At 28.9% G+C, this 23,136-nt stretch carries 25 protein-coding genes; all 25 read right to left on the minus strand.

Going from position 1 to position 23,136, the window contains the following annotated elements; translation table 11 throughout:
• Window positions 1-6 precede the first annotated feature (6 nt).
• Entirely contained in the window at window positions 7-1,491 is a 1,485-nt protein-coding gene (locus tag INR60_RS07860) for a flagellar hook-length control protein FliK (RefSeq protein ID WP_194190918.1), read from the minus strand.
• Between the two features lie 3 nt (window positions 1,492-1,494).
• A complete protein-coding gene (gene fliJ / locus INR60_RS07865; RefSeq protein ID WP_194190919.1) occupies window positions 1,495-1,941 on the minus strand; it encodes a flagellar export protein FliJ in 447 nt (148 codons plus the stop codon).
• Window positions 1,942-1,953: 12 nt separating this feature from the next.
• A complete protein-coding gene (gene fliI, locus INR60_RS07870; RefSeq protein ID WP_194190920.1) occupies window positions 1,954-3,261 on the minus strand; it encodes a flagellar protein export ATPase FliI in 1,308 nt (435 codons plus the stop codon).
• A gap of 6 nt (window positions 3,262-3,267) precedes the next feature.
• Window positions 3,268-4,020: a FliH/SctL family protein gene (locus tag INR60_RS07875; protein WP_194190921.1), complete on the minus strand. Its 753-nt coding sequence runs from the start codon at window positions 4,018-4,020 to the stop codon at window positions 3,268-3,270.
• Window positions 4,004-5,014 carry a flagellar motor switch protein FliG gene (gene fliG / locus INR60_RS07880; RefSeq protein ID WP_194190922.1) on the minus strand — a complete coding sequence of 337 codons (1,011 nt, stop codon included), beginning with the start codon at window positions 5,012-5,014 and terminating at the stop codon, window positions 4,004-4,006. The genes INR60_RS07875 and fliG overlap by 17 nt, the downstream gene beginning before the upstream one ends.
• Window positions 5,015-5,020: 6 nt before the next feature.
• On the minus strand, window positions 5,021-6,583 hold the full coding sequence (gene fliF / locus INR60_RS07885) for a flagellar basal-body MS-ring/collar protein FliF (RefSeq protein ID WP_194190923.1): 1,563 nt from the start codon (window positions 6,581-6,583) through the stop codon (window positions 5,021-5,023).
• A gap of 25 nt (window positions 6,584-6,608) precedes the next feature.
• Window positions 6,609-6,920: a flagellar hook-basal body complex protein FliE gene (gene fliE / locus INR60_RS07890; RefSeq protein WP_194190924.1), complete on the minus strand. Its 312-nt coding sequence runs from the start codon at window positions 6,918-6,920 to the stop codon at window positions 6,609-6,611.
• A gap of 15 nt (window positions 6,921-6,935) precedes the next feature.
• Window positions 6,936-7,340 carry a flagellar basal body rod protein FlgC gene (gene flgC, locus INR60_RS07895; RefSeq protein WP_194190925.1) on the minus strand — a complete coding sequence of 135 codons (405 nt, stop codon included), beginning with the start codon at window positions 7,338-7,340 and terminating at the stop codon, window positions 6,936-6,938.
• Window positions 7,341-7,346: 6 nt separating this feature from the next.
• A complete protein-coding gene (gene flgB, locus INR60_RS07900; RefSeq protein WP_194190926.1) occupies window positions 7,347-7,733 on the minus strand; it encodes a flagellar basal body rod protein FlgB in 387 nt (128 codons plus the stop codon).
• 345 nt (window positions 7,734-8,078) lie between these two features.
• Window positions 8,079-8,939, minus strand: coding sequence for a flagellin (locus tag INR60_RS07905; protein ID WP_194190927.1), 861 nt, complete (start codon window positions 8,937-8,939; stop codon window positions 8,079-8,081).
• A 118-nt stretch (window positions 8,940-9,057) separates the two neighbouring features.
• Window positions 9,058-9,237: a YjfB family protein gene (locus INR60_RS07910; protein ID WP_194190928.1), complete on the minus strand. Its 180-nt coding sequence runs from the start codon at window positions 9,235-9,237 to the stop codon at window positions 9,058-9,060.
• Window positions 9,238-9,253: 16 nt separating this feature from the next.
• Complete coding sequence (locus INR60_RS07915) at window positions 9,254-9,934, minus strand: acylneuraminate cytidylyltransferase family protein (RefSeq protein WP_194190929.1); 681 nt, start codon at window positions 9,932-9,934, stop codon at window positions 9,254-9,256.
• A complete protein-coding gene (gene neuC, locus INR60_RS07920) occupies window positions 9,927-11,105 on the minus strand; it encodes a UDP-N-acetylglucosamine 2-epimerase (protein ID WP_194190930.1) in 1,179 nt (392 codons plus the stop codon). The genes INR60_RS07915 and neuC overlap by 8 nt, the downstream gene beginning before the upstream one ends.
• Entirely contained in the window at window positions 11,099-12,103 is a 1,005-nt protein-coding gene (neuB, locus tag INR60_RS07925; RefSeq protein WP_194190931.1) for an N-acetylneuraminate synthase, read from the minus strand. The genes neuC and neuB overlap by 7 nt, the downstream gene beginning before the upstream one ends.
• Complete coding sequence (locus INR60_RS07930; RefSeq protein ID WP_194190932.1) at window positions 12,096-12,734, minus strand: acetyltransferase; 639 nt, start codon at window positions 12,732-12,734, stop codon at window positions 12,096-12,098. Before INR60_RS07930 ends, neuB begins: the two co-directional genes overlap by 8 nt.
• Window positions 12,735-13,787, minus strand: a complete 1,053-nt coding sequence (locus tag INR60_RS07935; RefSeq protein WP_194190933.1) for a nucleotidyltransferase family protein — start codon at window positions 13,785-13,787, stop codon at window positions 12,735-12,737.
• A 1-nt stretch (window position 13,788) separates the two neighbouring features.
• Window positions 13,789-14,952 carry a LegC family aminotransferase gene (locus INR60_RS07940; protein ID WP_194190934.1) on the minus strand — a complete coding sequence of 388 codons (1,164 nt, stop codon included), beginning with the start codon at window positions 14,950-14,952 and terminating at the stop codon, window positions 13,789-13,791.
• A 16-nt stretch (window positions 14,953-14,968) separates the two neighbouring features.
• The gene (locus INR60_RS07945; RefSeq protein ID WP_194190935.1) at window positions 14,969-15,952 is read right to left on the minus strand and encodes an NAD-dependent 4,6-dehydratase LegB; all 984 of its coding nucleotides are present in this window, start codon (window positions 15,950-15,952) and stop codon (window positions 14,969-14,971) included.
• 19 nt (window positions 15,953-15,971) lie between these two features.
• Window positions 15,972-16,331, minus strand: coding sequence for a DUF8042 domain-containing protein (locus tag INR60_RS07950; RefSeq protein WP_194190936.1), 360 nt, complete (start codon window positions 16,329-16,331; stop codon window positions 15,972-15,974).
• 2 nt (window positions 16,332-16,333) lie between these two features.
• Window positions 16,334-17,548, minus strand: a complete 1,215-nt coding sequence (locus INR60_RS07955) for a motility associated factor glycosyltransferase family protein (RefSeq protein WP_194190937.1) — start codon at window positions 17,546-17,548, stop codon at window positions 16,334-16,336.
• Entirely contained in the window at window positions 17,532-19,283 is a 1,752-nt protein-coding gene (locus INR60_RS07960; RefSeq protein WP_194190938.1) for a motility associated factor glycosyltransferase family protein, read from the minus strand. The genes INR60_RS07955 and INR60_RS07960 overlap by 17 nt, the downstream gene beginning before the upstream one ends.
• Window positions 19,284-19,403: 120 nt before the next feature.
• Window positions 19,404-20,213 (minus strand): flagellin N-terminal helical domain-containing protein, encoded by an 810-nt coding sequence (locus tag INR60_RS07965; protein ID WP_194190939.1) that lies wholly within the window; start codon window positions 20,211-20,213, stop codon window positions 19,404-19,406.
• A gap of 41 nt (window positions 20,214-20,254) precedes the next feature.
• Window positions 20,255-21,070, minus strand: a complete 816-nt coding sequence (locus INR60_RS07970) for a flagellin N-terminal helical domain-containing protein (RefSeq protein WP_194190940.1) — start codon at window positions 21,068-21,070, stop codon at window positions 20,255-20,257.
• 218 nt (window positions 21,071-21,288) lie between these two features.
• Complete coding sequence (locus tag INR60_RS07975) at window positions 21,289-22,098, minus strand: flagellin N-terminal helical domain-containing protein (RefSeq protein WP_194190941.1); 810 nt, start codon at window positions 22,096-22,098, stop codon at window positions 21,289-21,291.
• A 274-nt stretch (window positions 22,099-22,372) separates the two neighbouring features.
• Window positions 22,373-23,136, minus strand: a 764-nt coding sequence (locus INR60_RS07980; RefSeq protein WP_194190942.1) for a flagellin N-terminal helical domain-containing protein, incomplete at its 5' end; no start/stop codon positions are given.

Raw genomic sequence — 23,136 nt, forward strand, 5'->3', positions numbered from 1 at the left:
CCTCCTCTAAGCTAACATATCGACGTTTCTATCTCTTGAAGCCTCATCTGATAGTTCGTCTTCACTAATTGCTGTATTGTTTACAGCCTTATTATTATGTCTCTCTTCCCCACTTTTATTACCACCATCGTTCATAAATCCATTAGCAAATTCAGAATCTTTATAAAAAGTTGTGTCATCGTTATATAGACTTATTTGAACTGAAGATATTTTTATATTTTGATCTCCTAAAATCTTTTTCATCTCATCAGAGTTTTGCATAAGCATTGAATATGTTTCCTTTGATGTTGGCTTTAATATAGCCTTCATCTCTCCTTCTGATTGAGTTAAGCTAATTGTTATAGCACCTAATTCTTTAGGATAAACCTTTACTGTTAATTCTTTCATAGTATTTGTAACCATGAATTTAACATTTCTTATTATATCTTCTCTTAAATTTCTTGCGTCAACTGCTCTAACCTCTGGTTTTACTTCCATACTTTTAGAAATATCTAATCTTTTTTGGAATAATGAAAACTTATCTAGATTATCGCTATCACCTTTTAATATCTTATCTAATACTTTATCTTCTGATGATGTTTTTGTTTGAATTTCCTTTTCCCCTTTAACCATTAAATCTTTTGGTTTTTCTTTTTCACCTTGGTTATTTTCTTTAAAATTCTTATCATTAGATACATTAGTTATTTTCTTATCTACATTATTACTATTTAAAGTAGTTTCATCTTCTAAAGATATATTTTTGTCCGAATTCTTTATTGATGTACCACTATTTTCGTTTGGTTTTTGTTTTTTGATTTCTGTTTGAAGTTTTTCTAAAACTTCACTAAAACTGTTTTCTTCATCCTTAGTTAATATTACAGAAGAGCCCTTAATTTCTTTTGAAATTTCTTTTATAACATTATCTAAAAGATCTAGGTTGTTTTTCGTTAGTTTATTTTTAAATTCATCATTTTCCATTAATTTATTTAATTGTTTAGATAAATCAACTCCAAGTTCTTTTAAATTTAGTTTTTCTAAGCCCTTATCTTTTTTTAATAAGCTTTCTAAATCTAACATTAAACTTTGTATCGCTTTTATATCTTCTTTAGATATATTTTTCATTGAATCTTTTGAATTTACATTCATTAAACCGTTTAAAAGTTCTAGTAGACCTTCTAAATCTTCTGGTTTAACTTCACTCTCTTTATTATCGTTAGATTCTTGATTTTTTGTACCTTTTACTTCGTTATTATCTTTATTATTTTCATTTGATTCTTTAACTTCTTTTGTAGAATCATTATTTGAAATAGTATCATTTTTAATATCCTTTGGCTTTTCATTAGTTACTACTTCATTTTTTATATTTTCTTCACTTTTAGTATTTTTAGGTTCTTTTTTATCTACTGATACCTTATTTAAAACTTCACTAAAATTATCTTTAGTACTTGACTCTTTTATTTTAGGTTTAGGAGTAGACTCTTTAATACTAATTTTCATATTTGTATTTATCATTTCTTATATCTCACCTCCTTTCAAGTTTCTCATATATGCATAAAGTGCAAATTCATCGTTATTTATTTGCTCTACTCTATCTATTTCCTTGAAAAATGCTTCACGTTCTTTTTCTTTTAATTTTTCAACTGTTTTTCTATCAATCTGTTTATTTAAAAGATCATTTCTTCTATATTCAACTTCTTCTTTTTTATCTATAACTTCCTTCTTTTTGTCTTTTATCCCAAGTTCTAAAGCCTTTAAATATGTACGTTTTATTTTTTGATAAACAACATCCTCATTTGGTTTTATTCCTTTATACTTGTTTGCATTAGATTCCATATTTGAAAGTTCTATTTTAGCCTCATTTAATGCTTTTTGACTTTCTCTAAAAAATCTTTTGCTTTCTTCCTCTTTTTCTTCTCTTATATCTAAAACTTTTTGAAGTCTAAAAACAAATCCTTTACTCATCTTCTACCTTCTTTAACTAAATACTGATGTTAAGTTATTTACACTATCATTAAAATCAGATTTTTCTGTAATTCCTTGCTTTAAGAAATTTTCAATATAATCATGATATTTTATAGCGTTATCAATCTTAGGGTTTGATCCTTTAACATAGGCTCCGATATTTATTAAATCTTCTGAATCATTATATGTTGAAAGTAAATCCCTAGCTATTGATGCTGCCCTCTTTTGCTCATCTGTGCAAATTTGAGACATAAGTCTACTTACACTATTTAATATATCTATAGCCGGATAATGGTTTTTGTGGGCAAGTTTTCTTGAAAGCACTATATGCCCATCTAAAATACCTCTTACAGTATCTGCAATTGGTTCATTAAAATCATCACCATCTACTAAGACTGTATAAAAAGCTGTTATAGATCCTTTATCTGAAGTACCCGCTCTTTCCATAAGCTTTGGAAGCATTGCAAAAACTGATGGTGTATATCCTTTTTGAGCTGGTGGTTCTCCTATTGCAAGCCCAACTTCTCTTTGAGCCATAGCAAATCTAGTAACTGAGTCCATCATAAGGATTACCTTTTTGCCTTTATCTCTAAAATACTCTGCTATAGCTGTTGCAGTTAAGGCTCCTTTTAATCTTATAAGCGCTGGTTTATCTGATGTTGCACAAACAACAACACTTCTTTTCATGCCTTCTTCTCCAAGGTCATTTTGAATAAACTCAAGAACCTCTCTTCCCCTCTCACCGATTAATGCAATAACATTAATATCAGCTTTAGCTTCTCTAGCTATCATTCCAAGGGTTGTACTCTTACCAACACCACTACCTGCAAAAATACCGATCCTTTGCCCTTCGCCACAAGTTAAAAATCCATCAATAGCTCTAACGCCTGTTGGCATAATGTCTCTAATTCTTTTTCTACTCATAGGGTCTGGAGGTGAATTTTCTAAAGGGTATTCATCTCCTTTTAAAAGTAGACTAGTATCAAAAGGGTTACCTAGTCCATCTATAATTTTTCCGAGTAATTCATCTGAACATTTTACGTTTAATGGTTTTTCAGTTGGTATTACTTTGCATCCTGGAGATATTCCGATTAAATCTCCAAGGGGCATAAGTATAACAGAATCACCTTTAAATCCAACAACCTCGCATTTAATAGGTTTTTTCATTTGATTATATATAATGCAAAGTTCACCTACGAAAGCTTTAATCCCTTTTACTTCTATTGTAAGTCCTATTACTTTATCAACTACACCTTCAGTTTTTAAGGTATTTGTGCTGTATACTTTTTGGATTAATTCATCAAAATTTATATCAAGCATAATGAATTACCCCCTTAATGATTCTTTTATTTTTTCAAGTCCAACTTCTATTCCAGCTTCTATAATCCCACTGTCTTTTTCTATAATTACATTTCCTCTATCTATATTGTCTTCAATAATGAAAATACCATCTCTTATACCTTTACTGATTTTCCATCTATCTACGTGACTTTTTAGTTCCTCTATATCTAATGCATTAGCTCTAATTAATAAACTATTTTCACCTTTAGCATCCTTTATAGCTTCATCTACAATATCACTTATAGCGTTATCAACTTCTACTTTTCTTTTAAGTATTTGCTCTGCAATACTAAAAGCTAACTCTACTATTTCTTCTTTTTTATCTTCAAGATAATTATTATATTCTGAATTTGCATTTTTTAAAATTTCATGGGCATTATTTATAATGTTTGAAGCTTCAAGGTTTGCATTTGGAATTATATTTTCATAAACTTCTTTTTTAGCATCTTCAATTCCATTATCAAACCCTTGTCTATATCCATTTTCATATGCTTCTTTTTCAAGTCTCTTAGATTCTTCCATTATATCTACAAGCATTCTCTCTCTTGTTTTTTGGGCTTCCTCTAAGATGTTATTTGCCATCTCTTTATATTGAGTTACTATTTCTTTTGGATCTATATCTAAATCATCAGTTCCTATACCGCAAGCCCCATTTTCTCTTATGTAGGTTGTTTGTATAGTTTTTTCATTTCCTTCAAGAGATTTACTAGCTTTTATAAGATTATACGATGATTGCATCTTCGCCACCTCTTGAAATAATTATTTCTCCTGCATCTTCTAATCTTCTTATAATGTTTAGTATTTTTTGTTGTGCTTTTTCTACGTCTATTAATCTAACTGGTCCTAAGAATTCCATATCTTCTTTTAAAGAAGCTGCAGCTCTCTTTGATTGGTTTTTGTAAATAGAGTTTGCAACTTCATCAGAGCAGCCTTTAAGTGCAAGAGATAAATCTTTTGCATCAATTTCTCTAAGCATTCTTTGAATGTATACATCATCAAGAAGTACAATATCTTCAAATACAAACATAGAGCTTTTAATTTTATCTGCAAGTTCAGCATCTTCTTTTTCAAGTTCTTGTGTGATATTTTTCTCAGTAGATCTATCAACTTGGTTTAAGATTCCAACTAAAGTTTCTACTCCACCTAAGCTTGTCATTTCTGTTCTTACAACAGATGATAATTTAGATTCTAAAACTTTTTCTATTTCCTTTATAACCATAGGAGATGTATTACTCATAGTTGCAACTCTATAAGATACTTCACTTTGTACATCTTCTGGAAGTTCAGCTAAAACTTGTGCTGCTTTTTCTGGTTGTAAGTAACAAAGTATAAGCGCAATAGTTTGTGGATGCTCTGTACTTATAACATTTAATAACTGATGAGCATCAGCCTTTCTTGCGATTGAAAAAGGACTGTACTGCTGAGTAGCTTCTGATACAGACTCTAAAATCTCAGCTGCTCTTTGATTTCCGAGAGCTTTTGATAAAAGCTCTCTTGCATAATCCATTCCACCTTCAATAATATAGTCTTTAGCTTTATTCATTTGAAGGAATTCTTCTAATATCTCTTCTTTTAATTCTGATTTGACTGTAGCCATATTTGCTATTTCGTAAGTTATTTTCTTTATCTCATTTTCAGGTAATTTTTTAAGTATACCTGCTGATGCTTCTGGCCCAAGAGTTATAAATAAAATAGCCGCCTTTTGTACCCCAGTCAATTTATTTTTAGCCAAATATTATCACCTCTCGTTTTCTTTTAGCCATGATTTAACTATATCTGCAACCTGTTCTGGTTTTTCTTTTGCATAATCTTTAATTTGATTTTCCTTGTGCTCTTGTTCTGTTGTAGTATCTAATTTCATATTCTTAAATGTTTGAACTTCATCTTTATAATCATCTCCACCGATCATAACATCAAGTTCTCTATCTTCTTCATCTTGCTTTTTCTTTCTTAAAATAATTATTAGAATTATTATTCCTATAAGTACAGCTGCACCTATTGCACTATACATAATTATTTTATTTCTCTTTTCAGTTTGTATTTGCTGATTAAATTCATCTAATTGTTTTTGCTGCTCTGCTTTTGCTGTTGGATCAAACTTCATTCCTACAACAGAAAGTTGATCTCCTCTTTCTGTATTAAATCCTATAGCAGATTCTACAGCTTGTTGTACTGTTTGTTGAAGTCCACCTTGAAGATCCCCATCAATAATTACAGATGCTGTCATTCTTTTAACTTCACCAGGTGCACTTATAACTTTTGTTTCTGTTTTTCCTGTATCGTAGTTTGTTTTTTGTTCTTCTCTTTGTGATGATGAGCTTCCGTTTGAATCGTCTATAGTATTACTCATATTGTTATCTACAGGGCTTTCACTAACTGCACCATCTTTTGCTTTATTTATATCTTTTATAGTTTCTTGGCTAACTATAACTTTATTTGGATCTATTACTGTTTCTGTTTTTTGCTTTGAATCAAAATCCATATCAACATTTACGTTAGCTTTAACTTTGCCTTGTCCTATTACTGGTTCTAATAATTCTACTATTTGTTTTTGAAGTTTTCCTTCGTAATCTGTCTCTAATTTTTGCTGATTTGCGATAGAACCTCCAGTTACTCCAGTTCCATTATTGTTATCACCTAAGTCTAATTGTGCACTTAAAAGTGTCATATTTTGATCTATAACTTGTACATTCTTTTGAGGTATATTTTCACAGCTTCCTGAAACTAAAGCTACTATAGATTTAACTTGTTCTGGAGTCATAGTGTTTCCTGGAACTAAATCTAAAATCACAACAGCTTTACCAGGCTCCTTGTCTTCAACAAAGACTGAATCTTTTGCAGGTGTTATATGTACTCTAACATTTTTAACTTGTGGAAAACTTTTAATAGTTTTTTCAAGTTCTCCTTGTAGCATTCTTTGCTTTTTTAATGCAAATTCTTCATCAGTCATTCCAAAAGAACTTGCATTGTCCATAAGTTCATAACCTTTGCTACCACCTGTTATTTGTGGTGCAAGTTCAAGTCTAAGTTCGTCTACTTTGTTTTTATCTACTAAAATTGAATTTCCTTCAACTTTAGTTTCAACTTTCTTTTGTTCTAGCGCATTAGTTATAACCTGTGCATCTTGAGGGTCTAAATCCGAAAATAGCACCTGATATTTACTTTTAGCACTATAAACAAAGAAAGTTATTATTGCTATTATAAAAGCTATTATTGCAATGCAAATTGCTATTCTAAGACCTTTTGAAAAAGATTTGAACTTTTCCCATACTTTCTTGAATAGTTCTTTTATTTTATCCATTTGCTTCCCCTTCCATTACAGTATTTTATAATTGGATTCTATTTATTTCTTGATATGCATCTAGAAGTTTATTTCTAGCTTCAACTGCAAATTGTAATGAAAGTTTTGCTTCTGCTCCTTTAAGCATTACATCATGTATATCTACGTTATCACCTTTAATAAAAGCCTCTTGCGATTTTTCTGCTTCTATTTGTTTTTGATTTATTTGATCTAAGCTTTTTTCAAATATTCCTTTAAAACTTTCTCCAGATTTTTCTGTTTCTTTAATTCCTTTATTACTATTTAAAATATCTGTCTGAAACACCGCAGGGTTTGGTGTAAAATTATTAACTATCATTTATTACTCTCCTATCTATTTGCCTATCTCTAATGCTTTTGAAAACATATTTTTATTTGCATTTAATGTATCTACATTTGCTTCATATGATCTAGATGCTGCAATCATGTCCGCCATTTCATTTAAAATATTTACATTTGGCATAGTAACGTATCCATCTTTATCTGCATCTGGATGTCCTGGATCATAAACTTTTCTAAGAGGTGATTTATCTTTTTCTATTCCTACTGCTTTAACACCTATACTGTTCATATTTTGATCTAACGCTTCTTTAAATACAGCTACCTTCCTAACATAAGGCTTTCCATCTTCTCCTCTAGTTGTCATAGCATTTGCTGCATTTGCTGTTATTGTATCCATTCTAAGTCTTTCTGCTGAAAGTCCACTTGCACTAATTCTCATAGCTGAAAATGCATTCATTACCTATTACCTCCCACCACGTATAACTAAGTTTAGATTATTTAATTTCCCACTTGCCATCTCAACTAAAGCATTATATTTTAGTTGATTTGCTGCTTGATTAGTTTTTTCTATATCTAAATCAACATTATTACCATCTGATCTCATACTTGTTGTCATATCTTTACTTACAGTTATATTACCTTCACCTTCTGAATCACCAAAATGCTTTGGATTAGTCTTTTTCAAAGATAATTTCATAGTCTCATTTTTTAAATTTTCTTCAAAAGATACTACATCTCTTTTGTAGTTTTTTGTATTTATGTTAGCTATATTATTAGCTATAGCCTTACTTCTAACACCCGCTGCATCTAACCCTTCTTTTATAAGGTCATATGTACTTCCTATTCTCATATTTATCTCTCCAATATTACTTCTATATTTTTTAACATAATTTTCTAAAAGTGTTTATTTGTATCATAATTTATTCACTTTATATATTATAATGTAATAATTTTATTTTTTCTACGTTGTTTTAAAAAAGTTTTTATATTGAATTAAAAATGCTATTAAAACTCCCTCCTTTTACAACATACGATTTATTTTATCACTATTTTTTAATTTTATTTGAGTATTAACTAATTATTCATTAAATTTGCATCTTTTTAACATATATACCATTTTAATATATTTTGCATATAAAATCAAACGAGCTATACAAATTTTGTATAGCTCGTTTAAAACATTATTATGAATCAATTATCTCATTCTCTCAAGTACTCTTAATGCATCTTTTGGTAAGTTATTACTTTGAACCATAAGCGCTAATGAAGAATTATTTAAAATTTGTGTTCTTGAAAGTTCTGCTATTTCACTCGCTATATCAGCGTCCGATAATTGACTTTGGGCTTTTGTTGTCATCCCCTCTAGTTCCCCTAAACCATTTCCTGTCGTTTCTAATCTTGATGCTATAGCACCGTATTTACTTCTCATCGATGTAACTTGTTCTATTACATCATCTACAGTACTTATAGCCTTTTGTGCATCTTTATCATTTAAAACTGATAAATCTCTAAGTTTATTTCCATCCCTATCTGCAAGTTTATCTGTACTCGCATTGTATTTTGGAATAAAAACTGTTTCCCCACTATCTGCACCAATCATAGTTTCCATATATTTTGGAGTATAGTTATTTTTAACCCCATCATCTTTAAGTAAGTTTACCCCGTTAAACTCACTCTTATCTACAAGTTCATCAATTCCGTCCTTAATTGAATCTATCTCTTCTTGGATTATTTTTTTATCTTCTAAAGAATTAGTATCTGAAGCCGCTTTTACCACTAACTCTTTCATTCTTACTAATGAATTATTTATACTATCTAAAGACCCGTCTACCGATTGAAGCATTGAGTTAGTATCTTGAACATTTCTCTCTGCCATTTGAAGACTTCGAAGTTTAATCCTCATAGTTTCGCTTTGTCCAAGCTTATTTGGATTATCCTTTGCACTATTTAATTTCTTTCCCGATGAAATTCTCTCTAGTGCTGACTTATTATCTATAAGGTTCTTTGAATAACTTCTATATATATTTAAAGAGTTTACGTTGATATTTAATCTCATATCTTCCCCTCCAATTTTCTTTTCTTTAATTATTATCGTAATTATTTTTTAAAACTTTAATTAATTTTCTATAAAAAAATAAATTAAACCAGTAACTTTTAGTTACTGGTTTAATTCTTTAAGCCTTTACATCAATTTTTTGACCTCTAACTGGATCTACTGCCATATTTTTTATCATATCGTTCATTCCAGTTGCCATTTCTTTGCTTGTATTCATTTGAATCTTCATTAATGATAAAGAAACTGCTGTTTTTAATGAATTTTGACTCATAGCCATTGACATACTTCCTATATCCATAAATATTCCCCTCCCTTTATTTATTTTTCATAATCACTTCTGCAATTTGAAAATCTAATATATCATCTATATCAATAGAATTTCTTCTATCCATAATATATGCTTTAGAATTTTTTAAATAAAAATCTTTGGTTTTTTTATAATGTTTTACTTTTGATATATATATCGCGCCATTAATTCTATAAAACTTTTCATTATCTTGTCTTCTATTTGAACTTTTAATAAAATTTAATAAACTTAAATCCTCACCTAAAGTATTCATTATCAAAGGTGAGTGATCAGACTCACAAACACTAACTACAGAATCACAATCAGAATCAACAGCTAATTTTATAGCTTCTATTATATGTTTTTTATTTCTAAGAGGTGATGTTGGTTGAAGCAAAATAAAATAATCATAATTCTCACTTACCTTTTCTAATATATCTACTATTACATCTGATGTTTTAGCCTCATCAGACGATAAGTAATCTTCTCTTAAAAAAGGAACATTTGCTCCAAGTTCTTTAGAAATATTTGCATACTTAATACTATCTGTTGAAACTATTATATTATCTATCATATTACTATTTATAGCTGCATCAATAGTATACTTTATTAACGGCTCACCTAATAAAGGTTTTATATTTTTATCCTTTAGACCCTTTGATCCACTTCTAGCTGGAATGATTCCTAATATTTTTTTATCTTTATACATCTTTATCACTCCAATTTATATCGTAAAATCTTTTTAACTGTTTATCTTTTTCATCCAAGTAATTCATAATTTCTTTTACTATAGAATCACTTGTGCCTTCTTTTTTATAAGGATTTTTGTAAGTTTTACACTCTTCCTTAAATTCTTTACTGAAAGCTTTATTAAATGCCTTTTTTATTTCTAAATAATTTGGTTTACAGTTAATAGTAGTTTTTGACTGAACTCTTCCCTTTTGTCTATCTCCAATGTTTACTGTTGGAATATTAAAGCTTGGCGCTTCAATAATTCCACTTGAAGAATTTCCAATTACCGCTTCTGCATACTTCATACTAGATAAATAATTAATAACTCCCATAGAACTAACTAATTTGATTCTTTTTGAATTTTCTTTTTCAAACTCTTCTAATACTTTATTAATTTCAATTCCCTCTTTATCGGCATTTGCTTTTGTAATTACAAATTTATATTCTTTAAATTCATTTATAACCTTTAAAAGTTCTAAGACTTCTTCTATGCTACTACCATATTTTAAAGTTACTGGATGAAACGTTACTAAAGCAAATTTTTTATCTAATTTGAAATTTAAAAATTCTTCTATATCTTTTAGAGAAACTAATTTAAGTTTTTCTATATTTTCAACGCCTATTGCCCCTACATTTTTAACTCTATGTGGACTTTCTCCAAGCTGTATTATTCTTTTTCTATATTCTTCTGTGCTTGCAAAATGAAGTAAACTCATTTTAGTTATTGAATGCCTAAGTGAATCATCATATGCACCTTCTGTAAGTTCTCCCCCATGCATATGTGCAATAGGTATATTGTTTATAGTTCCCGCTAATGAAACTGCTGCTATTTCATATCTATCTCCTAAAACTAATAAAAGATCCGGTTTTTCCTCTTCAAAATATTCGCCAAATTTTATAAGTGCAAGCCCCATAGATGTACAATTTCCTGATGCAGTATCAGAACTTACTAAAATTTCTATTTTTTTATCTATTTTAATCCCGTCTTTTTCAATTTCTTTAAAGGTGTTTCCAAATTCTTTAGATAAGTGCATTCCAGTAGCCACTACTTTTAAATCTATATTTTGTTTTGATAATTTTTTTATAATCGGTCTTAAAAGTCCATACTCAGCCCTACTACCTGTTACTATGCAAACTTTTTTTAACATAATTTAATCATCTCATCTTCATTAAAATCTTTAATAGCCACCTTACCTATAATTTCATCGAATCTCTTAGGACTAATTCCAGTACCAGGTCTTTTAGTCGTTATATTTTCTAATGTAAAAACTTCACCTTTTTTTATAGGTCTTTTAGAGACAACACTTTTTCTAGCAATTTCTTTATTCTTAGCTTCAGATTTTGAAGGTGTTTTTCTTCCGTTTCCTAAAGCTTTTTCAATGTTTCTTATAGCACTAACCATAGATTTTAATTCTTTAGGCGTTAAACTTGCAGCATGGTCTGGTCCATCCATAGATTTATCTAAAGTAAAATGCTTCTCAATTATTTTAGCTCCAAGCGCTACAGCTGCAATTGGAATTTCAATTCCCTTTGTATGGTCTGAGTAACCAACATCATAAGAAAATGCTTTTTTAATAGTTTCCATAGCCTTTAAGTTAACATCTTCCATAGGCGTTGGATATTCCGTATTACAGTGAAGTATTGAAATATCTTTTGCACCTTCTTTTTCTAATATATCAAGGGCAAACTCTATATCAGAAAGATTACACATCCCACTTGATAAAATTATTTTTTTATTGCATTTTGCTATTTCTCTTAAATATGCTACATTTTCTATCTCTCCTGATGGCACTTTAAAGATTTCAATATCTAATTTTTTTAACATATCTATGCTTTCTAAATCAAAAGGTGAAGATAAAAACATAATATTTTTAAGTTTGCAATATTCCTTAAGCTCCTTAAAATCCTCATAAGAAAATTCTAATCTTTTAAGCATTTCAAACTGATTTTCTTTATTGTTTGTATTATTCTTTTGATACTGGGCTTTTTTTGCATCCTTACAAACTAAATTTTCTGTTTTAAAGGTTTGAAACTTTATTGCATCAACACCAGTTTCAGAAGCCGCATCTATCATTTTTTTAGCTATCTTTAAATCTCCATTATGATTTACACCAGCCTCTGCAATTATGAATGTTTGTTTAAACATTTATCTCCCTCCCTGGGTTACCAACTACAACCTTTGAATTTTCTATATCTTCTATAATCGTGCTTCCAGCCCCTACTAAAACATCACTACCAATTTTAATTCCTTGGATTATTGTAGCATTTGCCCCAATATGAGATCTACTACCAACCAAAACAGAACCACATAAAGTTGCTCTTGGTGATATATGTGAAAAGCTAGAAACTTTACAATCATGCTCTACTACAGCCCCAGTATTAATAATAGAAAACTTCCCTATATAAGAATCTGCATTAACTATAGCACCCTTACCTATATAAACACCCTCTTCTATTTTAGAGTTTTTTGAAACTATAGCTGTATTATCTATAATTGCTGGAAATGAAAAACCTATCTCTTTTAAACTTAAACTTAATTTATTTCTTAAACTAGTATCTTTTATACTTCCTAAAGAAATAACTGCATTTTTAATTCCATCACCAAAAAGATTTTTAGCTAATGAATCTACACCTATAATTTTTACATCTAATATAGACTGATCCACTTTATCTTCTGTATCAAGTATACCTACAATTTCATATTTATTACTTTCTCTAATTGTATCTATAATACTTTTGCAGTGGCCTCCGCCACCTACAAGAATTACTTTTTCCATCTATTTCACACCTAATTTATTTATCATATTTTGCATTTGATCTAGTTCTCCCATATCCATCCAACTTTCTTCTGTTACAGGATAAACTGAAACTTTAAATCCTTTATTTTTGCATCTTTCAATTATATCTGGAAAACCAATAAATTCATCTTCTTTTATAAAATCTAAAACTTCTGGTTCTACAACATACATCCCTGTGTTAACCATAAAAGACATTTCAGGCTTTTCATCCATTTCTTCTATTTCACCTTTACAGTTTAATTTAATAACACCGTAAGGTATAGTTGTATTTTTCATAGCTGCAACTATAGTAACAGCATTTCCATTTTCTTTATGCATTCTATATACATCACTATAATCTGAATCTATTAAAATATCACAGTTAGTTAAAAAGAAAGTTTCTTTTAATTGATCTTTTAGTAGATATAGACTTCCCCCTGTACCTAAAGGTTTTTCCTCTTCAACAAATTCAATATCATATTCCATTTCGTGGTCATTAAAATACGATTTAATCATATTTTTCTTATGATTTACAGTTAAATATACTTTATCTATATTAAACTTTTGAAATTTATTAATTATCCTTTCTACTATCGGTATATCTCCAATAGGAATAAGAGGTTTTGGTAAAATTTTAGTGTATGGGTAAAGCCTAGTCCCAAGACCTCCTGCCATAATAACTACAGGAATCTTTTCACCATTTTTAAACATAGGCAGATACATTTCGCTCTCATCCCAAAATATTAGTGATTTAATCTTTTTATTTTTATCTACAACTGGAACAGAATTTATAGAATACTTTTTCATTATCTTTACCGCTTTATCCCTATCTTCACTTTTTATAGTTATAGGGTTTCTGTTAATTATTTCCTTGCAATTTTCTTTTAAATCACCATTTTTTAAAATAAAACGTCTTATATCTCCATCAGTTATTACGCCTACTAATTTTTCGTCTCTTTCAACTAAAAGAATTCTTTTAGCCGTCTTATCTATCTTTTTAATAACATCACTTATAGTGTAACTTTCATCAATTATAATATCCTTAACATCCATATTAATTCTCCTCTATTTGATTTAATTTTTCTAAAACAAAATCAACTTCTTCAGATTTTAAATTGCTACTACATGGAATGTTTATAATATTTTTTACATAGTACTTTGCCTTTTCTATCTTGTAACTATAATTGTCTTTATAAGGTAATTGCTCGTGTATAAGACCCCAAATAGGTCTTGTTTGAATATTGTTTTCTTGTAATAATTTAATCCACATATCTACATCGTATTTTGATTTTTCAACGTTTAAACCATAAAACCAATAATTTGGCTCTATCTCTTTTGAAAAATCTATTAAAGACAACTTATCTATTTTTTCTATTTCTTTTTTATATCTTAAGTAATTTTCTTTTTTAGTCTTTATTAAAGAATCTAATTCCTCTAATTGTGCAAGCCCTATAGCAGCTTGTATATTAGTCATTCTATAGTTATATCCTATTTCATTATGAACATAATGAAGAGTATCATCTTTTGCCTGAGTTGAAAGGTATTTTATGTGATTTAATTTCTCTAAATCATTAGATACAATCATACCTCCCCCTCCTGTTGTTATGATTTTATTTCCGTTAAAAGAATATATTCCAAAATCCCCTATAGTACCAGCATGTTTCCCTTTATATTTTCCAAAAGTAAACTTACTTCCTAAAGCTTCGGTCGCATCCTCTATAACTTTTAAATTATATTTTTTAGAAAGTTCCATTATTTTTTCCATATTAGCTAAATTTCCAAAAATATGTACAACTACTATTGCTTTTATTTCTTTTTTTGAATGTTTATTAATTAAAATCTTACCGTCAAAAATACATTCATTTTCTAAAAACTCTTTAAGTTTTATAGGATCTAAAGTAAGAGAATCATCACAATCCATAAAAATCGGTTCTGCATTTAAATATTTAACCGGATTAACAGCAGCTATAAAAGTTAATGTTGGTACTATAACTTCACATCCTGATTTAACTCCAGCTTCAATAAGTGATAAATGAATTCCCGACGTCCCGCTTTGACAAGATACTGCTAAAGGTACATTTACATACTTTGCAATATTATCTTCAAATTTATTTATATAATCTCCGCCTGTTGATACCCATTCTTTTTCAATTGCATCTAAAACGTATTTTTTTTCATTTCCTTTTAAGTTTGGTACAGAAAGTGGTATAAAATTCATTTTTCACCCCTCCAATTTAAATATTATATATATCTGATTTATATTGAACTAAATTATTTTTATCTTTAAACCATTTTATAGTTTCACTTAAACCTTCTTCAAAAGTATATTTAGGCTCCCAAGAAGTTAATTTTTTTATCTTTTCATTTGAACCTAAAAGTCTATTAACTTCACTTTTTTCTGGTCTTAATCTTTCTTCATCACAAATAATTTTTGCATTTGGATTAATTTGTCTAATTAATTCTTCTGCAAGTTCTCCTATTGTAATTTCTCTTTGAGTTGCAATATTTATTTCTTCACCTATTGTGTTTTCTGAGTTTGCAATTTCTATAAATCCATTTACAGTATCTTTAACAAAGTTAAAATCTCTAGTTGGTGTAAGTGAACCTAATTTAATTTCTGTCTCTCCTTCTAAAAGCTGTGCGATTATTGTTGGAATAACAGCCCTTGCTGATTGCCTTGGACCAAAGGTATTAAACGGTCTAACTATAGTTATTGGCATATTAAAACTTCTGTAAAATGATTCTGCAAGTCTATCTGCCCCTATTTTAGTTGCAGAATAAGGTGACTGTCCTTGATATGGATGGTCTTCATCTATAGGAACATATTTTGCAGTTCCGTATACTTCTGAAGTTGAAGTTATTAATATTCTTTTTGTATCTAAATCTCTTGCAGCTTGTAAAACATTTAATGTCCCTTTTATATTTGTATCTACATATGAGTCTGGTGAATGATAACTAAAAGGAATAGCTATAAGTGCCGCTAAATGATAAACTACATCAACACCTTTCATAGCTTCTCTAACTCCGTTTGGATCTCTAATATCACCTGCAAAAATCTCAAGTTTTGATAATTTTTCTTTAGGAAGTGAATCTAGCCACCCCCAAGAATTAAATGAATTATAATAAACAAAAGCCTTTACATCATATCCTCTATCTATTAATTCTTCTGTTAAATGACTTCCTATAAAACCGTCTGCACCTGTTACTAAAACTTTCATAAACCTTTTCTCCTTATCCTTAATCTACTTCATTTTCTAATGCATCTATAAAAGCAGTTTCTACTTCTTCTAAGATAGGTGTTACCTCATAATTAAATAAATCACCAACCAATATATAATCTTCACCTTCAATTGCATTAACTATTTCATCTAAATATTCGTTTAATCCGTCTATACTTTTTACTCTTCCAAAAACATTATCTGTTAAATAAACAACTTTATTTATATAATCTAGTCCATCTACTACTTGAGATATCATATTCATTCCTTCTGATTCATTACCTGAATACATCATCTCACTCATTTCTTTTATTGCTTTTATTAAATTTTTTATATATTCACTTGCCGTTACTATAGCTTCTAATTTTTCTTTTTTCATTTTCATAATCCTCTTTTCAAATATTCTTTAAATTCTATATGAGTAGCACCTTTTATAAAAAGTCCTTTACTACAATTATAAAATTTAACTGATTTATTTTCTTTAATTGTTTCTTCTATTCTATTTTTAAAATATACATAAGTTCTAACTGTAGTTATTTCATTACCGTTTATATCTTTATCTAAAACTCTATCATTTAAGTTTTCCTCGCCTTTTATATCATAAATTTTACAATATGATTCAATGTGAGTTTTTCCATTAATACTAGTTAAGTCTTGTCCAAGTAACGCAATATTTTTAGCACCAAATTTAATTGCAAGATTAATTGCAGCAACCGCAACGGTTTTACCTGTTTTTATTTCATATTCATCTTCCGTATCATTATAGAAGATATATTTAGGCCCATTATATTTTTCTATAGTCCATCTTGATGCTGTATTTAAAAAACATAAAGGAACTCTTGAATTTAAATTGTCTAAAAATTGCTTAACTACTATTTCATTTCCATCTATAATAACAACAAAATCCGGAACTATATTTTTTTCCATAATTCTTTTAAATACAGAACCAACAGCTATTATATTAAATTCATCCTTATGTTTTAATATATTTTCTATATCAAAATCTAAAGAAGGTCCAGCAGCTAGAATAAGCGTCTTTTTATTATTTTTAAATATTTTTTCATCTACAAATGAGTTTATATTCTCTAAATTTAAACTTTCATTATACTTTTTGTTTTGAAGCAACATATCTTTATTTTGATTTATTGATTCTTTATTAATTTGAAATGTTTTTAATATATCATATAATTTGCTGTTTAGATCTTTAAGCATTTCTAAAGAAGGCTTATGTATAATTACATCATCCACTTTTTTAAGTTTATCATTTAATTCATTGTAAAAATCATCTTCTTTTGATATTATATTTACCTTATCATTTTTTAATAAAACTGCATTCTCTTTAATGCATAAATCTACAATATCTTTTGAATATTCAAATACATATATATTTTTTACATTATTAAAGTTTTCTAAGATTTGATTTATATTATATCCAAGCCCAAGTCCTATAATAACAATGCTATCATTATTTAAAGAATCCTTATTATTTGAAATGAATGTTTTAGCCTCTCTTAGCGGGTCATACTTACTATGAATATATTTATTTTTATACTTTAAAGTATTTAATCCACTTTTTGACTTAACTAAACTCAGCATGTTTTTTCTCCATAATGCTTAAAGTGTCTTCTATTTTTTTAATACTATCTTTGCAAATCCTATTCATTCCTTTATATATCTCTGTATTTAAATCTAATTTTTTTTCAATAACTCTTGTTTTAGAATCTGACTTATTTACAACAAACTTTTCGCTGCATTCTATATTATAACTTAGATCATAAATTATACTATTAACTATAGATAGCTTTGGAATTTCATCATTAATTTCTTTTTCATATTTATTTAGCTCTTTATTTATTTTATTTACAGAAGAATTATCATTTTTAAAATAAGCATTCTTAAATCTTTCTAAACTTTTCATTGCTTTAGTTGTAAGAGAAATAACCTTTTTTGAAGCTTCTATATTACCCTTTAGTCCATCTATAGTTTTTTCAAGTATTTCTTTATCAAATACAGCTTCAATTTCTGTATCCTTTTCCTTTATATCTTCAAATTCATCTAATACATCTTTTAATTTTCTAACTTCTGTTCCTTTAATTGCAGCGCCACCTTCTGTTGCATTTATAAACTTAATACCTTTAAAACTATCTACTATATTTTCTAAAGATTCTTTATATGCTTTTAAAGATAAACTTGTTCTAACTTCTTTTCCATCTATTCCTTCCACATACACATCGTTTGATTTATAGTAATTTTCTTTAGCATCAATTGACACATCATCAGTTTTTGCGCACTCAGCGTGTCCCTTATTATCTGTATAAGCTAAGTCTTGTCCTACAAATATAATAGGGTTACATCCCATAAATGCCGCAATAAAAGTCATTGCGTTAGCAACTGAACCGCCTTTAATTATATCTACTATATCCTCTCCTAAAATTTCTTTCATAAATCCAGATTGTGCACTAGATATTTTAGGACCTTTATAATTATCTAATATTTTGGAGTTTGTCATTTCGTTATAAATCAGATTTGTATTAGTTTTATCTAAATAATTTTCAACTAATTCATAAGATGCTTGACTTCCATCTATAATCGCCATAAAATCCGGGTCAATATTAACCCCTAAAAGAGGTTTTAAAGTTCTACCTCCACTTATTATAAGCGCCTTATTTTTATCTATGTAATTAATGTTCTTTTGAAGAGATGGTCCTGCTGAAACTATTATAGCCGGGATATTTTTATATTTATCTTCAAACTCGTTTATTTTTTGGGATTCAAAAAGATACTTTGAATTTATTAAACTTGAATCAACCCATTCATCTTTAAATTGTAGTTTAGTATTTCTCTCAAGTGCCATGTTTATAAGATGTTCTTTTATTTCCCTATAACTTTCCATAAGTTCATTTGTAAATATTTTATTATAGTTAGAATATGTTACAAGTTTTGCATATTCTAAGTTTAAATCATCTATATTTTCGTTCATAAACTCTTTTATTTCATCTATAGAATTTGTTATTACTATGTCTTCATTTTCTATTAGTTCATCATATATTTCTAATTTTTTTATTTCTTCTAAAATATAATCAATTGCTTCCACTACAAGAATCTTAGATTTTTTATCTTTTTTATCTAATAATAATTTTATGTGCTCTAATGCCCCAGCGCCTAGTACAATATAGTTATCCTTTTCTGTTAAAGGCTCAACAGATTTTATAAATTTATCTAATTCTCTACTTTGAGAGTATTTGCTTCCTAAATAGCAATTTTTATTATCTTTATTTATTTTTAATATATTAAAATTGTCCTTGCTTTTTTCTATTTGTACTTTCCCCATGATATCCTCTTTCTTAGAAATATTTTTATTTAATTATCGACTATTTTAAGTATTTCTTTATACAGATATAATACCATAAAAAAAATTACGTATAGCTAAGCTATACGCAATTTCTTTATACTATCTTAATAATTGTAAGACACCTTGTGGTTGTTGATTAGCTTGTGCAAGCATTGCTTGAGCTGCTTGTGAAAGAATATTACTTTTTGAGAAGTTCATCATTTCTTTAGCCATATCAACATCTCTAACTCTTGATTCTGCAGATTGTAAGTTTTCAGCTGTGTTATTAGTTGATCTTATTGAAGACTCTAATCTATTTTGAACTGATCCTAAATCAGCTCTAAATCCTGATACTTTTTGGATAGCTGCATCTATGCTTGTTATAGCTTTTGAAGCACCTGCTTGACTTGAAACTGTAGCACTTTTTAATCCTAATGCACTAGTTCTCATATCATCTAATTTAATTGATATAGTTTGTCCTGAATTTGCTCCAACTTGGAATTTAACTGTTTTAGCTGATTTAATAAGACTTTGTTTATTAAATTGAGTTTGATCTCCTATTCTTGTTATCTCATCTTTTAATTGTGAAAACTCCTTTTGAATTTGAGCTCTATCTTCTGAAATGTTTGTTCCGTTTGATGATTGAACTGATAATTCTCTCATTCTTTGTAGAATTGAGTGAGTTTCATTTGTAGCCCCTTCAGCAGTTTGGATTAAAGAAATACCATCTTGAGAGTTTCTTGAACCTTGTTCTAACCCTCTGATTTGTCCTCTCATTTTTTCTGAGATTGATAGTCCTGCTGCATCATCTCCAGCTCTGTTTATTCTTAAACCTGAGCTTAATTTTTCCATAGACTTTGCTTGATTAAATGAGTTTACTCCCATTTGTCTATTTGCATTCATTGCATTCATATTGTGATTAATTATCATAATAAATTCCTCCTTGATTTTAAATTAAACTTCCATGTTTACTATCTTAATAATTGTAAAACACCTTGTGGTTGTTGATTAGCTTGTGCAAGCATTGCTTGAGCTGCTTGTGAAAGGATGTTACTTTTTGAGAAGTTCATCATCTCTTTAGCCATATCAACATCTCTAACTCTTGATTCTGCAGCTTGTAAGTTTTCAGCTGTGTTATTAGTTGATCTTATTGAAGACTCTAATCTGTTTTGAACTGATCCTAAATCTGCTCTAAACCCTGAAACTGTTTGTATAGCTTTATCAATACTTGTTATAGCTTTACTTGCTGCTGCTTGAGTTCCAACACTTGCATTAGCTCCGTTAACACTTAGAGCTGAAGCTCTCATATCTTTTAAACTAATAGATATAGTTTGTCCTGAGTTTGCTCCAACTTGGAACTTAACACTTTTTGCTGATTTAATAAGACTTTGCTTGTTAAATTGAGTTTGATCTCCTATTCTTGTTATCTCACCTTGTAATTGTGAGAATTCTTTTTGGATTTGAGATCTATCTTCTGAAATGTTAGTTCCGTTTGAAGATTGAACTGCAAGTTCTCTCATTCTTTGCAGAATTGAGTGAGTTTCATTTGTAGCCCCTTCAGCTGTTTGGATTAAAGATATACCATCTTGTGAGTTTCTTGAACCTTGTTCTAACCCTCTGATTTGTCCTCTCATTTTTTCTGAAATTGAAAGTCCTGCTGCATCATCTCCAGCTCTGTTTATTCTTAAACCTGAGCTTAATTTTTCCATAGACTTACTTTGGTTAAATGAGTTTACTCCCATTTGTCTGTTTGCGTTCATAGCATTCATATTGTGATTAATTATCATAATAAATTCCTCCTTGATTTTAATTAAACATCCTTGTTTAATAAATTTATTTTGTTTTACACTTAAATATCGTTTGAGAAATTTATCACTTTATAATATTTTTAAAATAAATTTAATATTTTATTTTTATTTTTCATTTTTTATACATATTTAAACTTAACTATTATTTTTTCAAAACAAAAAAAGAGTGTCGAAAGTTTCGACACTCTTTTCTTTTACTATCTTAATAATTGTAAGACACCTTGTGGTTGTTGATTAGCTTGAGCTAGCATTGCTTGAGATGCTTGAGCTAAAATGTTAGATTTTGAGAAATCCATCATCTCTTTAGCCATATCAACATCTCTGATTCTTGATTCTGCTGATTGTAAGTTTTCTGCTGTATTATTAGTTGATCTTATTGAAGATTCAAGTCTATTTTGAACTGAACCTAAGTCTGCTCTAAATGATGAAACATTTTGAATAGCTGAATCAATTTTAGTTATTGCAGCCTCTGCTCCAGATTGAGTTGAAACATCGCAACTTGCAACACCTAACGCACTTGCTCTCATGTCTTTTAAATCAATTGTGATAGTTTGCCCTGAGTTTGCCCCTACTTGGAATTGAACTTTTGATGAAGCATTTAAAAGATTTTGCTTGTTGAATTGAGTTTGATCTCCAATTCTTGTTATTTCATCTTGTAATTGTGAAAATTCCTTTTGGATTTGTGCTCTATCTTCTGAAATGTTAGTTCCGTTTGAAGATTGAACTGATAATTCTCTCATTCTTTGCAGAATTGAGTGAGTTTCGTTTGTAGCACCTTCTGCTGTTTGAATTAATGAAACACCATCTTGTGAGTTTCTAGCACCTTGTTCTAATCCTTTAATTTGTCCTCTCATTTTTTCTGAGATTGATAAACCTGCAGCATCATCTCCAGCTCTATTAATTCTTAAACCTGAGCTTAGTTTTTCCATTGATTTACTTTGGTTAAATGTGTTTATCCCCATTTGTCTGTTTGCATTTAGAGCATTCATGTTGTGATTAATTATCATAATATATTCCTCCTTGATTCCTGTTGAAGCTTCCTTTGCTTCTTTATTACAATTAATTATCGAATCAATTCAGCTATACTTTAATATTTTTTATCATTTTTTTAATTTTATTTGTATTTTTTTATCTGAATAATAATTTATTATTTTCATTTTATATTTTACTATCATAATATTATAAAAACTTAAATAAATTTATAATCATTAGCTTCATAATATTGCTCTAAAATAAAAAAAGGCTACCAAAATTAGTTTTGGTAGCCTTTTATATTTACAATTATCTTAATAATTGTAATACTGCTTGAGGTTGTTGGTTAGCTTGAGCTAGCATTGCTTGTGCTGCTTGTGAAAGGATGTTATCTTTTGAGAATTCCATCATTTCTTTAGCCATATCAACGTCTCTTATTCTTGATTCTGCAGCTTGTAAGTTTTCAGCTGTATTATTAGTTGATCTTATTGAAGATTCTAATCTATTTTGAACTGATCCAAGGTCTGCTCTGAATCCTGAAACTGATTGGATAGCTTTATCTATGCTTGTTATAGCTTTTTCTGAAGCTGTTTGAGTTCCAACACTTGCTTTTGTTTTATCAACACTTAAAGCTGCTGCTCTCATATCTTTTAAATTAATAGTTATAGTTTGTCCTGAGTTTGCTCCAACTTGGAAGCTAACTTTTGATGAAGCATTTAAAAGATTTTGTTTGTTGAATTGAGTTTGATCTCCAATTCTTGTTATCTCATCTTGTAATTGTGAGAATTCTTTTTGGATTTGAGATCTATCTTCTGAAATATTAGTTCCGTTTGAAGATTGAACTGCAAGTTCTCTCATTCTTTGTAGAATTGAATGAGTTTCATTTGTAGCACCTTCAGCAGTTTGGATTAAAGAAATACCATCTTGTGAGTTTCTTGAACCTTGTTCTAACCCTCTGATTTGTCCTCTCATTTTTTCTGAGATTGATAACCCTGCTGCGTCATCTCCAGCTCTGTTGATTCTTAAACCTGAGCTTAATTTTTCCATAGCTTTTGATTGTTTAAATGAGTTTA

Origin of the sequence: Clostridium chrysemydis (assembly GCF_015234215.1) — a bacterium.
Classification (GTDB): domain Bacteria; phylum Bacillota; class Clostridia; order Clostridiales; family Clostridiaceae; genus Clostridium; species Clostridium chrysemydis.

Excerpts from the sequence above, each read along its gene's own strand:
- INR60_RS07940 (WP_194190934.1), bottom strand. The coding sequence starts at position 14,952 with ATGAATTTTATACCACTTTCTGTACCAAACTTAAAAGGAAATGAAAAA.
- neuB (WP_194190931.1), bottom strand. The coding sequence starts at position 12,103 with ATGTTTAAACAAACATTCATAATTGCAGAGGCTGGTGTAAATCATAAT.
- flgB (WP_194190926.1), bottom strand. The coding sequence starts at position 7,733 with ATGAGAATAGGAAGTACATATGACCTTATAAAAGAAGGGTTAGATGCA.
- flgC (WP_194190925.1), bottom strand. The coding sequence starts at position 7,340 with ATGAATGCATTTTCAGCTATGAGAATTAGTGCAAGTGGACTTTCAGCA.
- INR60_RS07935 (WP_194190933.1), bottom strand. The coding sequence starts at position 13,787 with ATGGATGTTAAGGATATTATAATTGATGAAAGTTACACTATAAGTGAT.
- neuC (WP_194190930.1), bottom strand. The coding sequence starts at position 11,105 with ATGTTAAAAAAAGTTTGCATAGTAACAGGTAGTAGGGCTGAGTATGGA.
- INR60_RS07970 (WP_194190940.1), bottom strand. The coding sequence starts at position 21,070 with ATGATAATTAATCACAATATGAATGCTATGAACGCAAACAGACAAATG.
- fliF (WP_194190923.1), bottom strand. The coding sequence starts at position 6,583 with ATGGATAAAATAAAAGAACTATTCAAGAAAGTATGGGAAAAGTTCAAA.
- INR60_RS07965 (WP_194190939.1), bottom strand. The coding sequence starts at position 20,213 with ATGATAATTAATCACAATATGAATGCAATGAATGCAAATAGACAAATG.
- fliI (WP_194190920.1), bottom strand. The coding sequence starts at position 3,261 with ATGCTTGATATAAATTTTGATGAATTAATCCAAAAAGTATACAGCACA.
- INR60_RS07860 (WP_194190918.1), bottom strand. The coding sequence starts at position 1,491 with ATGATAAATACAAATATGAAAATTAGTATTAAAGAGTCTACTCCTAAA.
- INR60_RS07945 (WP_194190935.1), bottom strand. The coding sequence starts at position 15,952 with ATGAAAGTTTTAGTAACAGGTGCAGACGGTTTTATAGGAAGTCATTTA.
- INR60_RS07875 (WP_194190921.1), bottom strand. The coding sequence starts at position 4,020 with ATGCAATCATCGTATAATCTTATAAAAGCTAGTAAATCTCTTGAAGGA.
- INR60_RS07955 (WP_194190937.1), bottom strand. The coding sequence starts at position 17,548 with ATGCTGAGTTTAGTTAAGTCAAAAAGTGGATTAAATACTTTAAAGTAT.
- INR60_RS07915 (WP_194190929.1), bottom strand. The coding sequence starts at position 9,934 with ATGTATAAAGATAAAAAAATATTAGGAATCATTCCAGCTAGAAGTGGA.
- INR60_RS07975 (WP_194190941.1), bottom strand. The coding sequence starts at position 22,098 with ATGATAATTAATCACAACATGAATGCTCTAAATGCAAACAGACAAATG.
- INR60_RS07905 (WP_194190927.1), bottom strand. The coding sequence starts at position 8,939 with ATGAGATTAAATATCAACGTAAACTCTTTAAATATATATAGAAGTTAT.
- INR60_RS07930 (WP_194190932.1), bottom strand. The coding sequence starts at position 12,734 with ATGGAAAAAGTAATTCTTGTAGGTGGCGGAGGCCACTGCAAAAGTATT.
- fliJ (WP_194190919.1), bottom strand. The coding sequence starts at position 1,941 with ATGAGTAAAGGATTTGTTTTTAGACTTCAAAAAGTTTTAGATATAAGA.
- INR60_RS07950 (WP_194190936.1), bottom strand. The coding sequence starts at position 16,331 with ATGAAAAAAGAAAAATTAGAAGCTATAGTAACGGCAAGTGAATATATA.
- INR60_RS07960 (WP_194190938.1), bottom strand. The coding sequence starts at position 19,283 with ATGGGGAAAGTACAAATAGAAAAAAGCAAGGACAATTTTAATATATTA.
- INR60_RS07910 (WP_194190928.1), bottom strand. The coding sequence starts at position 9,237 with ATGGATATAGGAAGTATGTCAATGGCTATGAGTCAAAATTCATTAAAA.
- fliE (WP_194190924.1), bottom strand. The coding sequence starts at position 6,920 with ATGATAGTTAATAATTTTACACCAAACCCTGCGGTGTTTCAGACAGAT.